Here is a 13591-nt window from a genome sequence, read left to right as displayed (position 1 = left end):
GAAAGTCCTCGTCAGGCAGCTTCGTTCATTCGCAGGAGCTTGGAGCCCCAGTCACCCGACACGATCGTCGTGATCGAGGCTGGATCGATGTCGAAGCGGAAGCAGTCGCCGACCGGCAAGCCAAGCACCTTGCAGACGGCGGCTTTGATCACGTCGGCGTGGCTGACCAGGGCGACACACTGATTCGGATGCCGCTCGCGCACTGCGTTCATCAGTGCGACGATCCGCTCCTGGACATCCAGCATGGTCTCGCCGCTCGGTGTCCTGGCCTCCTGCCGCTGGTCGTTCCACGCCCGCCAACCGGCATCGCCATTCAACTCGTCGAAAGTCTTTCCCGACCAATCGCCGAAATCGATCTCGTCGAGTTCGGCGCAGATCGCGATTTCACCGACGCCGCAGGCAAGCGCGATCGGCACGGCCGTCTCTTGCGTACGCTCACGCGGGCTGCACAAGATGGCTTCAATAGGCTCCCGGGCCATTCGGCCACCAAGCTGCGCGGCCTGCGCCTTCCCAGCCTCGCCAAGGCAAACGCCGTCCATCCGTCCTGCAAGATAGGAGCCGACATTGTCGTGAGCTGCATGACGGATCAAAAAGAACGTTGTCGTCATTCCGCGGCATCCAGCAAAGGCTCGTCCTTGCCGGCGATGAAGGCGAGCGTGCGCTGCCGCGCTTCGGCGTCGGTGAACTGTTCGGGAGGCGACTTCATGAAATAGCTGCAGGGGCCGGTCAGTGCTCCCGCTATGCCGCGATCGAGCGCAAGCTTGGCGCAGCGTATCGCATCGATAACCACGCCGGCTGAATTTGGAGAATCCCAGACTTCCAGCTTGAGCTCGGCGTTGAGCGGCACGCCGCCGAAGGTCGTCCCTTCCACCCGGATGTAGGCCCATTTGCGATCAGTCAGCCACGGTACGTGGTCGCTGGGTCCGACATGAATATTGCCCGGCTCCAGGGGAACATCGAACTGGCTGGCCACGGACTGGGTCTTGGAAATCTTCTTTGATTCCAGCCGCTCGCGTTCCAGCATGTTGAGGAAGTCGGTGTTGCCGCCGAAATTCAGCTGATAGGTGCGATCGATGCGCACGCCGCGCTCGCGGAAGAGATTGGCCAGCAGGCGGTGAACGATGGTCGCCCCGACCTGGCTCTTGATATCATCGCCGACCAGCGGCAGCCCTCGCTGCTCGAAGCGCCGGCGCCATTCCGGACGTGAGGCGATGAAAACGGGTATGCAGTTGACGAAGGCGCAGCCGGCCTCAAGCGCGCATTCGGCGTAGAAGCGCGTCGCCTCCTCGGAGCCCACCGGCAGGTAAGAGACCAGCACGTCGGCGCCGCTGTTGCGCAGGATTTCGCTGACGTCGGCAACCGGCTCCGGCGCCTCCTCGATTTCGTCGCGCAAGTATTTTCCGATGCCGTCAAGTGTCGGTCCGCGCTCGACGCGAACGCCGTTTGCCGCCGCATCGGCAAAGCGGAACGTGTTGTTCGGGGCGGCGTAGATTGCTTCAGCGACGTCGAGGCCAACCTTGCTCCTGGCGACGTCGAATGCGCAGACAATCTCGATGTCGTCGACATGGTAACCGCCGAGGTCGGCATGCATCAGCCCTGGGATTGGTTCGTTGCTTTTTGCGTGACGATAATAGGAGAGGCCCTGCACCAGGGAGGATGCGCAATTGCCGACCCCGACGATACCGACACGAACCTTTTTCGATCCCACGAAACTGCCGCCCTATGCTGTTCAAAGGTAAGTTCCTGCCGCCGAACCACCAGCGTGCCGGAATGTTCCTTGGCCTGCCGAAAAATTGCGCAAGACAGCATGGATCGAAGCAGCGCTCGCTGCGTTGCCGCAAGGCAAAGCATTGGAAAACCGATCGATGATCGTTTACGGCGACCAGAAGCGGAGGCAGAGCGCAGAACGGCTTCGCGATGCTGCGAGCGAAATTGCTCAAAGTCTGGACCGCATGGCTCATGGCGTCCGACGCCATGCCGCGTTGGTCGGGCTATTCATCAGCGTATCGGAACTGGTTCGCGCGCTTGCCGATGTCGATTTCGAGAACAGGGGCATCGACATCTTTTCGCCGCGGCAACAGCAAGGCGCCAGATTGCTGGTTGGTGTTGCGGCAGAGGTGGCGAAGTCGTGGCGAAGCGGTTTCGCCGTGGGCGGTGGCATCGACCCGGGACTTCTCCAACTGCTGGACGGGTTGGATTGCGAGGCTGAGGTTCTGACCGGTTCGGCTGAGGGTTACGCGCATTACGCGCTTTATCCCGAAAGCTATTTGGGAGCGGCGCAGGAGTCAGGTCTCGATGCGAACACATGCGTGATCGGCATCCGCAGCATCGGCCTGGGGCTTGCCGCCATAGTGGCTGCCGCGATTGGCGCGCCGGCGCCGTTCAGCGTTCGTCCGGTCGGCCATCCTTTCCGCAGGCACATCAATGCCGATCCGCGCTCGATCGCTTCCTGGAAGAACAATCCATCGGCATGCTTCGCCGTTGTAGACGAGGGTCCCGGTCTGTCCGGCAGTTCGATGCACGCCGTCGTCGCGTGGCTGCGGGAACTGGGTATTGGTATGGACCGCATTCACCTGTTTCCCAGCCATCCTGGCGACCCGGGCATCGAAGCGTCACGGGAGGCCAGGGAGACATGGTCGCGCTGTCCGAAACATGTGGCGACGGCGCTCGAATGCACCTTCCCCGAAAGCTCGAACATTCCCACGCTGCGCGACTGGGTGGCCGAGGCGGTCGGCAGCCCCGAATTACGCCTGACCGAACTGTCTGGTGGCGAATGGAGGAGCGTCCACTACGTCGACGAAAAGCATTGGCCGCCGAGCCCGCGCGGCATCGAGCGGCGTAAATTCCTGGCGTCCGCGGGGTGTGGTCGCTGGCTCGTCAAATTCGCCGGCCTCGGCGAAACCGGACGGCGTAAGAGACGAGCCGCGGAAATGTTGGGGAAAGCCGGGTTGGGATCGCAAGTGGTCGGGCTTTGCCACGGCTTTCTGGTCGAACGGTGGATTGACGGCACCACGATGGACCAGGCGCCGCTGCCCAGAGGAAGGCTGGTCGCGGAGTTGACGCGCTATCTAACCTGGCGGGCGCTCAATCTCCGAACCTGCGAACCGGGTGCATCATTGCTCGCACTCGCGGAAATGGCTGCTTCCAATACATCTGAAGCCTTGGGCGAGAACCGAGCGGCGACGTTGCGCGGTTGGCTCTCGAAAAAAACCCCTGCGTATGTTCTGCAGCGGGTGGAAATCGACGGAAAGCTTCACGCGTGGGAGTTTCTCGTTTGTGCCGACGGCACGGTGCTCAAGACAGATGCCGTCGACCATTGCCGGGCACACGATTTGATTGGCTGCCAGCCGATAGAGTGGGACATTGCCGGCGCCCGTGTCGAATATGGACTATCCGACAGCGATGTGACGACATTGGTCGAGGGGATGGGGCTCGATATTGACAATGGCCACATCGATTTTTTCGAACCCTGCTATTTGGCGTTCCAAATCGGGCTCTGGAGCACGGCTGCGCAATCCGAAAATGGCCAGGAAAAAGCAAGGCTGGCCGCGACCGCAGACCGATACAGGGCGGGGCTGATACGATTCCTGGACGAATCTCAGGTGTAGCGTTTCGATCAATCCAGCCTTCGTAGCATGTCTGCTTCCTGCTCGAGAATAGCGGCCACTTCCTCGCGCTGCAGATGCGTCATCATCAGGCTGACGCAGCACTCGAGATAGGTGATCGAGGAGCGCCGCAGATAGGCAGCCGCCTCGCGTTCGGCAATCTTGTCGACATCCTTCGCGGGTCGCTTGGGTTGCATGAGGATGATCCTCCGTATCGGGTCCCTCCCGCCAAACTACAAGGTTGGATGGATGTTCCGCACGATCTCCGGGCAGGTCCGGCCGCGGCCCACGTCATGCAGGAAGGTTCTGCAGCCCGCCTGCGGGTCTCCTTTTGGCAAGGCCTGTCATCTGATCGCCGATGCCGGTGCCTTCGAGCGCCGCGAAATAATCGATCGTCAGCTTGAGCCCTTCGTTGAGCGGCACTCTCGGCGACCAGCCGAGCAGCGTTTTCGCACGCGAAATATCAGGCTGCCTGCGCCGAGGATCGTCTTGCGGCAGGGGCAGAAATTTCAGATCCGACTTGGTGCCGGTCATCGCCTTCACCAATGCCGCCAGTCGCACGATGGTGAATTCTCCGGGATTGCCCAGATTGACCGGCTTGCCCGGATTGGGGTCGATGTTCATCAGGCGCATCAATCCATCAATCAAGTCGGAGACATAGCAGAAGGATCGCGTTTGCTGGCCGTCGCCGAATATCGTCAGCGGACGCTTCTCGAGCGCCTGCATGATCAAATTCGAGACGATGCGACCGTCGGCCGGATCCATTCTCGGACCGTAGGTGTTGAAGATGCGCGCCACGCGGACGTCGGCCTTGCCGGCTCTTAGATAGTCGAAGCAAAGCGTTTCGGCGGTGCGCTTGCCCTCGTCGTAGCAGGCGCGTGGGCCGGTGCAGTTCACATGACCGACATAATCCTCCCTTTGCGGGTGTTGTTCCGGATCGCCATACACTTCGCTCGTCGAGGCCTGCAGCAGTCGCGCGTCATTGCGGACAGCGAGTTCGAGCAGGTTGAGGGTTCCGATCACGCAGGTACGCGTGGTGTGTATCGGGTCGGCCTGATAACGCGGCGGTGAGGCGGCGCAGGCCAGGTTGAAGATGTGATCCACGGGCTCGCCGAGATCCAATGGCCGGCAGATGTCCTGCTCGATCAACCGGAAACCCGGCCGGTCCATGATCGAGATGATGTTTTCCATGCGCCCGGTCAGAAAATTGTCGACGCAGATCACGCGCCAGCCGTTGCGGAGCAATACTTCGCAAAGATGCGAACCGAGGAAACCCGCGCCGCCGGCAACAAGCACCGTCTTTGCCCTGTGCGCCTTTCTTGTCTGTCGCATCGCTGTTTTCTCCTGTCTGCCGTTCATGCTGCACTTCCAATGTCGAGATCGAGGGCCGTCGCCCTTGGTTGGGTCAGCGCCGCCACGAATTCGCGAGCCCTGGCCCCACCGGTGTGGGAAGCGAGGACGAGTTTGCGAGCCCGGCCGGCCATGGCCAGGCGTGCGCGCTCGGACTCGCCAACGAGGATATCGATGACTTCGTCCGTCTCCGCGGCGGTGTGGATCGCCGATGCGGGAAAGAAGCTGTCGAGCCCTGGCCAGCGGTCGCTGACGATGGGCGTGCCGCAAGCCGCCGCTTCGAACAGGCGCACGCTGGGCGACCATCCTGCGGTGATCATGGAACTGCGTGTGACATTCAGCGTGTAGCGCTGACGGCTATAGAACGCGGCGTGATCGGCTGGCGGCAAATGTTCGATGCGTTCGACATTGTCCGGCCAGATGATGTCGGATGGATATTGGGAGCCGGCCACGACGAAACGGAGGTTCGGCATATGCCGTGCGGGCTCGAGCAGCAGAGCGTTCAGCGTTGTCTGCCGGTCCATGCTGTAGGTGCCGAGATAGCCGAGATCCCAGCGGATCGGATCTCCTGTCGGGTGATGCCGTTCCGGATCGACCGAACAATAGAGAGGTTCGGCATGGCGCGCGCCGAAGTCTTGCGCCAGATGGCTGAGCGTTGGTCCGCCGGTGAAGGAGAAATAGACATCGAAATACGGAATTTGCCGCGAACTCAGATAATCGCAATCGTCGGCTGAAAGCTTGGCCATGGTCACCGGGGTGTCGATGTCGTAAAAGCAGAGCTGCCCCTTGCAAAGCGAGGCGACGATGTCGATGACATGGCGTCCTTCTGGAACAAAGGATCCGATGACGATGATGTCGGCCTGCTCCAGGCACTGTGCGTAGTCGCGTTGCAGCTCCGCAGTGGTTTCGTAGTAGCGCAAGGCGCAGAACTCCGGTTCGCGCAGATCGCGGTGATTGGCGTACCATGGCACGTTGCGCTCCAGAAAAGTCACGTGGTGACTGAGTCCGTGCAAGCCTTTCAAAAGACCTCGAAAAGTGGTGGCGTGACCGTTTCCCCACGATGAGGACAGCGACAGGCCGAGAAAGACGATGTCCAGTTTCTTGGTCATTCCGCTGCCTCCACGGCCCCGTGCTCGAAATGACGTTTGAAGACGGCATCCGCCACATCCGCCCGAAGCGCGTAGGTATGGTCCGCCAGCACGCGGTGAAGTGCGGCTTGGCCGATTGCCTTGGCCCGACCGGGGGTCAGCGAGCGCATTATTTCGGCGACATCGCCGCCGTCACGCGCGACCAGGATCTCCTCGCCTGGTTTCAGGAACAGTTCCACGCCCAGCCATGCATCCGTGATGAGACAGGCGCCGGCGCCAGCCGCCTCGAACACTCGCGTGGCCGGTGAAAAACCGTTGGCGGCCATGCTATCGCGGCTGATGTTCAACACGGCTTTTGGGGTGACATTGAAGGCGTTGTGATCGCGGGTGCCGACATGGCCGAGCCAGCCTACATTGGTGGGGAGCGGCTTGTCGCCCCAACCCGAGCCTCCGAGCAGGAAACGCTGTTTCGGCAGCTGGCTGGCGGGATCGAGGAAAAACGATTCGACACGCGCTTCACGGTCCGGCAGCCGGTTTCCGAGGAACGCCAGGTCGCAGGCAAAACGCGCTTTGCTGGCGACCGGATGGTGCGTTTCGGGATCGAGCGCATTGTAGATGGGCACGCACTCCTTGGCGCCCATGGCACGATAGGCCCAGACAACGGGATCGCCGCCACCATAGGTCAGCACGAGGTCGATCTCCTGCAGTGCACGATGGAGCGGGTGGTCCGGCTCGTCGCGCAACTGGGCAAGCGTGGCTGGCGCATCCACGTCCCAGAATACGACAAGCGCGTCGCTGCGGGCGTGGTCGAGAACGGCGCGAAGCAGCGCCTCGTCTTCGAAACCGACGCCACTCGCCTTGACGACGATGTCGGCGCCGGCGGCACGTGCCGCGACCTGCATCAGCGCATGCTGGGTCGCCTCATAAACGACGACAGTGCACCAGTCGGGAGCTTCGATGTCGCGGTTCTTCTGCCGGTCGTAGACATCGGGTTCGTAGAACGTGATCTCGTAACCCAATTGCGAAAGTGCCTTGAGCAAACCGCGATAGTACGTCGCGGCACCGTTCCAGTAGGACGACAAAAGGCTCGATCCATAGAATGCGATCTTCATGCGACGGCTTCCTTTGCGGCTGTCGGGACGGCGGTGTGTCGGTTCGCGCATTGCGTGAGCACGCCGAGCAACTCGTCGACGCGGTGGCGGCAGGTGTGCCGCGAGCGGATGGTCTCGAGACCCGAGGTCACCAGGGAGGCCGCAAAGTCCTCGTCGGACAACACCGTCCGAAGCTGTTGCCGCATTTGCGAGCCATTCTCGGCAAACAGGAAGTCGACACCGGGCCTGAAAAGCTGCTCGACATCGGACCATGGCGCTGAAATCAGCGGAATGCCGCAGGCGAGTGCCTCGAACATGCGGATCGTCGGGATTCCGGGCAACCTCTCGCGATAGGGGCGCCGTGGAACGTGAACGGTGACACGATGCGCGGCGAAGGCCTTCGGCACGTCGGCATTGGCGATCCACCCCTCATAGCGCAGTCCTGCGGTGGCCAGATCCGCAAGTGCGGTCTTGGGGTAGCGTACGCCGTGAACAGCGGCATCAAGGCCGAGATCGTGCACCGGCTCGATCAGAAACTCCTTGAGTTCGGCGGTCCGCTCATCATCGCCCCAGTTGCCGATCCAGACCAGATCGGAGGTGGGGTGGATCTCCGGGTGCGGCTTGAACAGGCGATCGTCCGCCGCTTCATGCCAAGTGAAGACGCGCTTGCCCCAGCCGGCGCGCAGATAGCTCTCGCGCAAGGTTTCGCCAAAGGCGAGAACGCCGTCATAGTGCTCCAGCCGGAGCGCCGAGAGTGCCTCGGTCGCAGACACGGCCCGGTGGTGGGTGTCGTGAAAAAGAAGGATGAAGTTGCCGCCGGCGGCCCGGGCACGGCCAATACGTGCGACAAGCTCCGGATCCGTCCACTCATGAACGATCACAACGTCGGCCTCGGCAATCCAGGCTTCGTGATCAAATCCGGCGTCGTAGGTCACCGGCATCAGTTCGGGAAAATCCTTGCGGAAGCGTTCGATGGCGAACGACCCCTTCTCAGCCAGCAGATTCGACCGGCTCCAGCCATTCGCCGGCTCCAGCGCAATAGCCTGATGCCGGCGCTGGACCAGCTCTCGCATGACGCCGCGCAGGAAATGGGCATTGCCATGGTTCCAGTCGGAAACGACCGAGTGGGTGTAAAACACAAAGCGCATGATCAGCGCTCCGCCATCGCTAAGGCCGCTTTGTCGTAGACGCCGCGCATAGCCGCTGTCTGCTTTGTCAGCCTAAACCTGCGGCTGCGTCGGATGGCTGCCTGGCCAAGCTCTCGCCGGAGCTCGGCATCGCTGGAGAGACGGTTGAGGCAGGCAGCGAGATCGTGCGGATCGCGCGCGTCAAAGAATATCGCGGCCCCGTCCCATAGTTCGCGATAGGTGGCGATATCGGAAAGCACCAGGGGCGTAGCCGACATGGCGGCTTCCAGCGCGGCCAGGCCGAATGGCTCGTAGAGCGATGGCGATACGAAAATACCCGCGCGAGCCATCAACGAACGCACCTCATCGGACGGCACTGCTCCCAGAGGAACAGCATGGCTGAAGCTGACATGCTCGCCGTTTGGGCCGTTCGTCGAACCGGCGGCAAACAGAGGCCATCGCGTCAGGGACGCCGCCTGATCGACCACCGCCGCATTTTTGCCCTCGTCCCACCAGCGGGCAGCGGCGAAGACGAGCGGTTGATGCTTTTCGGCCTTCGGCAGAGGACGGGCACCATTTGTGACCACACTCAAGCGCGCGATCGGGCCGTAGCAGGTCTCTAGCATGTCGGCATGGCTGCGGCTCGGCGCGATGACCGCGTCGGCCCGATCCATGCCGCGTCTGTTGCGCTCCTTCTGCCAGGCCCATGCCCCATCCGCCGCCTGTCCTCTGACCGCATGGAACCAGGTCGTCACGCAGGAATGGGAGACCACCACGACCGGGCATGGCGCGTCGAATCCCGCCGCCTGCGAAGGCGCGTTGAAATGGACAAGGTCGATGGCGTGGTCGCGCATGGGCGCATGCAACTCCCGCGGCAGCGCGTCGAGATCACCGCCGTTGCGGGTCATCCAATCCGGCGGCGTGTTCAGCCAGATCAGCTTCGCGAAAGCCTCCGCCTCGTCGGCCTGCTGCCTGGACGGTGGCGGACCGAGGCCGGCAAGCACCACGCTATCGCCGCCGTTGACAAGTTCCCTGGCCAGGTCGAGCGCATAGCGCCACACGCCGCCCACGGCGTCGACCGTCATCAGGATGCGCCGCGAGCGCGGCGTCAGTGTCCGCAACATGTCGCCTCCAGTTCCGCCAGCGGACGCGGGCGCCTTTCCTGGATGTCGCTGAACTTCTGGAATGATGCGAGATAGTGATCATGGGCGCGCTCCCAGGCGAGGTCGTCGGGTTCGCCCCAAAGCTCGCGATAGCTTGGCGAACTCGGATATGGATAAAGCGGTACGGGTTCATTGGCCCACACGCCGTTGTCGATCAGGTGCGTTCGCCAGTAGTCCACAAGGGCAGGGTCATCCTCGACGACGCCGATCAGATTGGCCTGTACGAACGGAACGTGACGCCTGGCATTGACGAGCAGCGCGGCAAGTTCCTCGGTACCCAGCCGGCAGCGTTTCGCCAGCATCGCACGACCTTCCACGGTCAGGCTTTCGAGGCCGGCCTCGATGGAGACACAGCCAGCCGCACCGAGCAGTTCCAGCAGCTCGGGCTTCCAAAGGTCGATGCGGGTCTGCACACCGAACTTCACGTCGCGATGGATCAACGCTTCCAGCAGCGCTTTTTGCGGCAGGAAGATTTCATCGATGAAATAAATGTAGCCGACCCCCTGGGCAATCAGCCCATCGATTTCCGCTATGACAGCCTCGTGGTTTCGGCGGCGATAGGCATCGCGGAAATCGATCTTGGCGCAGAAGCTGCAATTGTAGGGGCAGCCGCGCGATGCTTCGACCTCCGCGCCGAACCCAACCTGCTTGTCATCGAACCTGTGATGGTGATGCGAATGGGCTGCGATCCAGTCTGATGGCCATTGGAGTGGCGGATGATCGACAAACGAGCTGGCGTGGACGCCGCAGTTCAAAACCACCTTGGCGTCGCGCAGGTAAGCTGTCGAGGGGACCGCGCTCCAGTCGTCGCGCCGGGCAAGTTCCGCGACGATTTCCTCGCATTCGCCGCGCACAACAATGTCGACGCCAAGCTTGCGCAAGGTTGGCGCGGGCGTAGCCGAGCCATGCGGCCCGACCGCGACTGTGCGTCCACCGCGCCCGGCGAGACGGTTGAGGAAATCGGCCGGCACGCGCAACTCGGGTGGTGCGCAGCGCCAGAACAGATAAGTCGGGGCGGTACTGACGACCGTCATTGCAGGCGCGAAATCAGCCACACGCTCGGAGAGGTCCGAGTTGTCGAGCTTCTGCAATTGCCCATCCAGCATCAACACCTCATGGCCGGCTGTTTCGAGGAGGGATTTCGAATAGCCGAGTTCCAGCGGGAGATGTGGTTGGCGGCAGCCGAAATAGATGCTGTCGTCATAGGTCCAGAACGGGTTTACCAGGGCGATTTTCATGCGACGTACCTCACGACTTCGGGGCGAGGCTGGAGCCGGTGTTGTTGCAGCCAGTCTGCGAGATCGCGAATGCCTTCGCGCCATGAAACACGAGCTTTCCAGCCAAGCATCGCTTTGATCTTGCGGGTGTCGGCGACGAAGAAGGGCTGATCGCCGGTGCGTTCGCCATCATGGCGGATCGAAAGCTCACGGCCGGTCAAGCTACGGATCTCGCTCAACAGCATGCGCAGGCTGATCGCATTATCGGGGCCGCCGCCAAGATTGAATGCCTGGCCTTTGGTCGTCTCGATACGATCGAGCGTGGCCCTGTAGGCGGCGACCGCATCGGAGACATGCAGTATGTCGCGCACTTGTCTGCCGTCGCCGTAAATGGTGATTGGACGTCCCGTCAGCGCACTCAGCAGGAAGTGCGCGACCCAGCCTTGATCCTCGGTTCCGAACTGGCGCGGCCCGTAAATGCAGCTCATCCGCAGCACCGCCGTTGGCATGCCGTAGGATTTGGCATAGTCGAGCACATATTGGTCCGCCGCGCCTTTGGAGCAGCCATAGGGCGTGCAGAAATCCAGGCCGTGGGTCTCGTCGATGCCATTCGCTTGGATGATGCCGTCGCAAGGCAGGTAACGATCGCCGTCCTCGCGCACCGCGACGTCGGGCAGGCTGCCATAGACCTTGTTGGTGCTGGCGAAGACCACCGGAACAAACTCACTGCTCAGCCGCGCCGCCTCGAGGACATTGAACGTTCCTCGAAGGTTGATGTCGAAATCCTCGTCCGGTTGGACCAGGCTCGTTGTGACGGCGGTTTGCGCGGCCAGGTGGAAGATCGCCTTGGAACTCTTCAGAACGGGCGCAAGCGCGTTGGCGTCGCGCACGTCAATCGTTTCGACCATGAGGCGGCTTCCGTGTTTCTGCGCCAGCCATTCAAGGTTCTGTTCGACGCCGGGGCGGCTGAGATTGTCGATCACCAGCACCGGCTCGCCATCCGACAACAGGCTGTCGGCCAGGTTCGATCCTATGAAGCCGCTGCCGCCGACAATGGCGACGGGCGCGTCGCGTCGATTGCGCGTATTCATGACACCAGCCCACGTTCTTCAAGCTCGCGTTTCATGTCGGCGCCGCGGTCGATGGCGGACGAGTTGCGCACCCAGGAAACGAAATCGGCGAGCGAATTCTCCAGTTGTTGCCTCGGCTCGAAACCGAGCAGCTCACGGGCCTTGGAAATATCGGCGAAGCAGTTGCGGATATCCCCGGAGCGCGCCTTGCCGAGCAACTCTGGCGAGCGGTCCGGCGTTCCCATGGCCTCGGCAAGTACCCGCGCGACGTCGCTGATAGCATAGGCTCGGCCGCTGCCGATGTTGATGACGTGACCCCTTGCCTGGCGTTGCTGCAGCGCAAGACGAAAGGCGCGGGCGACGTCATCCACATGGACGAAATCGCGCTTCTGTTCGCCATCCTCGAAGATCATTGGACGTTGGCCGTTGGCGAGACGCGAAGCAAAATTGGCCAACACGCCGGTATAGGGGTTCGATAACGCCTGGCCGGCGCCGAAGACGTTGAACAGGCGCAGCGCGACCGCATCGATGCCATAGGCTTCGCCGAAGATCAGCACGGCGCGTTCCTGGGCGTATTTCGTCAGTGCATAGATAGAGGCGAGATCGACCGGCTTTTCCTCGTCCGTCGGCAGGGGGGAGAGGGGTTCGCCTTCCGGCGACAGCGGATTCCACTGTCCGTTTTTGATGTCGCTCGCCTTGCGCCGGGCATTGTCGATGCGCCGGCCGTCCGATGTAGCATAGAGGCCCTCGCCATAGACACTCATCGATGAGGCGACGACAATGCGCTCGACCGGGTGTTTGATCAGCGCCTCAAGCAGCGTCGCGGTGCCGAGATCGTTGGTGCCGACATAGCGCGCGATCTCGTACATCGACTGTCCGACGCCGACTTCCGCGGCTAGATGAATGACCGCGTCAACGCCTTCCAGCGCCTTGGCGACCGCCTCCCGGTCCCGAATGTCGCCCTTGATCAGCTCGGCCCCGGCGGGAAGGGCGACTGTTTCGCCTGCGTGCACCTGCTCCAGCAGCACATCCAAAATGCGAACCGAATAATCCTGCTCGATGAGTTCCTGGGCGACATGCCGGCCGATGAAGCCGCAGCCCCCTGTAACCAATATCCGTTTCACGACCACTCCTCAGACAGGTAATCTTGGCGACCCGAACTTTTCGGCAAAAGGTTTGTTCCCTTGGCTTCAACAAAGTTCCTTTGGCCGGCTTCGTTCGGAAGCAGCCACATCGCGCTCGCCGCGCCGTGCCGGAACATTGCCGCCCTTGTGCTGTTAGGACGCCGGCAGCCCCGACGATGCCCGATGTTGGCAACGCCGATGATCAAAGGAGATTTCAATGTCCCAGTCGCAAACGACCACCAATCACGACGAAATCCGCAAATGGGCGGAGGAGCGGGATGGACGGCCGGCAGTGGTTCGCACCAAAGGCGCGGGCGGCATCCTGCGGATCGACTTCGGCAAACCCGAGGAAGCATTCGAGCCGGTCGAATGGGATGAGTTCTTCCGCATATTCGACGAGAACGATCTGGCCTTTCTTTACCAGTCCAAGACTGGTGACGGACAAACCAGCCGTTTCAACAAGTTCGTCGAGCGCAACCAGAAGGGCGAATGACGCACTTCGAGCCGGCCGATTTGCCTGACCTGGTTCTCGGGCAAATTTTTCTGGATGCGGTGGAACAATAGAGGGCTCCGATCCTTCGGTCGCTGAACCACAGTCGCAGCAAGGATCGAAGGCCTGAGCAGAATCGGAGCCCTGAGCGCAGGAGGAGAAGTGACGCGAAGGGCGACGACGAACTGCTGCCCGAGGCCGTTGAGTTCGGCCTTATCACGGAGAACCTTGAATGACGCGAAACCGGGCGGGAAGAGAGATCAACG

General features: G+C 61.8%; 13 protein-coding genes. 2 read left to right on the top strand and 11 right to left on the bottom strand.

What is annotated here, in order from left to right; all coding sequences use genetic code 11:
* Positions 1–11 precede the first annotated feature (11 nt).
* Together NKJ77_RS05720 and NKJ77_RS05715 are read right to left on the bottom strand one after the other, a co-directional pair.
* Positions 12–608 carry a histidine phosphatase family protein gene (locus NKJ77_RS05720; RefSeq protein ID WP_023826375.1) on the bottom strand — a complete coding sequence of 199 codons (597 nt, stop codon included), beginning with the start codon at positions 606–608 and terminating at the stop codon, positions 12–14.
* Positions 605–1708, bottom strand: a complete 1104-nt coding sequence (locus NKJ77_RS05715; protein ID WP_023681094.1) for an inositol-3-phosphate synthase — start codon at positions 1706–1708, stop codon at positions 605–607. Before NKJ77_RS05715 ends, NKJ77_RS05720 begins: the two co-directional genes overlap by 4 nt.
* An 85-nt stretch (positions 1709–1793) precedes the next feature.
* Here NKJ77_RS05715 and NKJ77_RS05710 point away from each other — a divergent pair, with 85 nt between their 5' ends.
* Positions 1794–3608: a hypothetical protein gene (locus NKJ77_RS05710; protein ID WP_245263028.1), complete on the top strand. Its 1815-nt coding sequence runs from the start codon at positions 1794–1796 to the stop codon at positions 3606–3608.
* Between the two features lie 8 nt (positions 3609–3616).
* Here NKJ77_RS05710 and NKJ77_RS05705 read toward each other — a convergent pair whose 3' ends face one another.
* From NKJ77_RS05705 to NKJ77_RS05665, 9 genes are all read right to left on the bottom strand, one after another.
* Complete coding sequence (locus NKJ77_RS05705) at positions 3617–3802, bottom strand: hypothetical protein (RefSeq protein WP_023667982.1); 186 nt, start codon at positions 3800–3802, stop codon at positions 3617–3619.
* A gap of 94 nt (positions 3803–3896) precedes the next feature.
* On the bottom strand, positions 3897–4937 hold the full coding sequence (locus NKJ77_RS05700; protein WP_023681096.1) for a UDP-glucuronic acid decarboxylase family protein: 1041 nt from the start codon (positions 4935–4937) through the stop codon (positions 3897–3899).
* A gap of 23 nt (positions 4938–4960) precedes the next feature.
* The gene (locus NKJ77_RS05695; protein ID WP_023830884.1) at positions 4961–6064 is read right to left on the bottom strand and encodes a CgeB family protein; all 1104 of its coding nucleotides are present in this window, start codon (positions 6062–6064) and stop codon (positions 4961–4963) included.
* Positions 6061–7155, bottom strand: a complete 1095-nt coding sequence (locus NKJ77_RS05690) for a CgeB family protein (protein ID WP_023667985.1) — start codon at positions 7153–7155, stop codon at positions 6061–6063. The genes NKJ77_RS05695 and NKJ77_RS05690 overlap by 4 nt, the downstream gene beginning before the upstream one ends.
* Positions 7152–8282, bottom strand: a complete 1131-nt coding sequence (locus NKJ77_RS05685) for a CgeB family protein (RefSeq protein ID WP_023830883.1) — start codon at positions 8280–8282, stop codon at positions 7152–7154. The genes NKJ77_RS05690 and NKJ77_RS05685 overlap by 4 nt, the downstream gene beginning before the upstream one ends.
* A 2-nt stretch (positions 8283–8284) precedes the next feature.
* Positions 8285–9385: a glycosyltransferase family 4 protein gene (locus tag NKJ77_RS05680; protein ID WP_023681099.1), complete on the bottom strand. Its 1101-nt coding sequence runs from the start codon at positions 9383–9385 to the stop codon at positions 8285–8287.
* Positions 9370–10662 carry a TIGR04295 family B12-binding domain-containing radical SAM protein gene (locus NKJ77_RS05675; RefSeq protein ID WP_352534524.1) on the bottom strand — a complete coding sequence of 431 codons (1293 nt, stop codon included), beginning with the start codon at positions 10660–10662 and terminating at the stop codon, positions 9370–9372. The genes NKJ77_RS05680 and NKJ77_RS05675 overlap by 16 nt, the downstream gene beginning before the upstream one ends.
* Positions 10659–11732, bottom strand: coding sequence for a GDP-mannose 4,6-dehydratase (locus tag NKJ77_RS05670; RefSeq protein WP_023691444.1), 1074 nt, complete (start codon positions 11730–11732; stop codon positions 10659–10661). The genes NKJ77_RS05675 and NKJ77_RS05670 overlap by 4 nt, the downstream gene beginning before the upstream one ends.
* Complete coding sequence (locus NKJ77_RS05665; protein WP_023681102.1) at positions 11729–12835, bottom strand: NAD-dependent epimerase/dehydratase family protein; 1107 nt, start codon at positions 12833–12835, stop codon at positions 11729–11731. Before NKJ77_RS05665 ends, NKJ77_RS05670 begins: the two co-directional genes overlap by 4 nt.
* Before the next feature lie 217 nt (positions 12836–13052).
* Here NKJ77_RS05665 and NKJ77_RS05660 point away from each other — a divergent pair, with 217 nt between their 5' ends.
* On the top strand, positions 13053–13328 hold the full coding sequence (locus NKJ77_RS05660; protein ID WP_023667991.1) for a hypothetical protein: 276 nt from the start codon (positions 13053–13055) through the stop codon (positions 13326–13328).
* The last annotated feature ends 263 nt before the right edge of the window (positions 13329–13591 follow it).

Origin of the sequence: Mesorhizobium sp. M0052 (assembly GCF_040323255.1) — a bacterium.
Classification (GTDB): Bacteria; Pseudomonadota; Alphaproteobacteria; order Rhizobiales; family Rhizobiaceae; genus Mesorhizobium.
The sequence above is the reverse complement of the archived record's forward strand: the minus strand, read 5'-3'. Positions and strand labels throughout refer to the sequence as shown.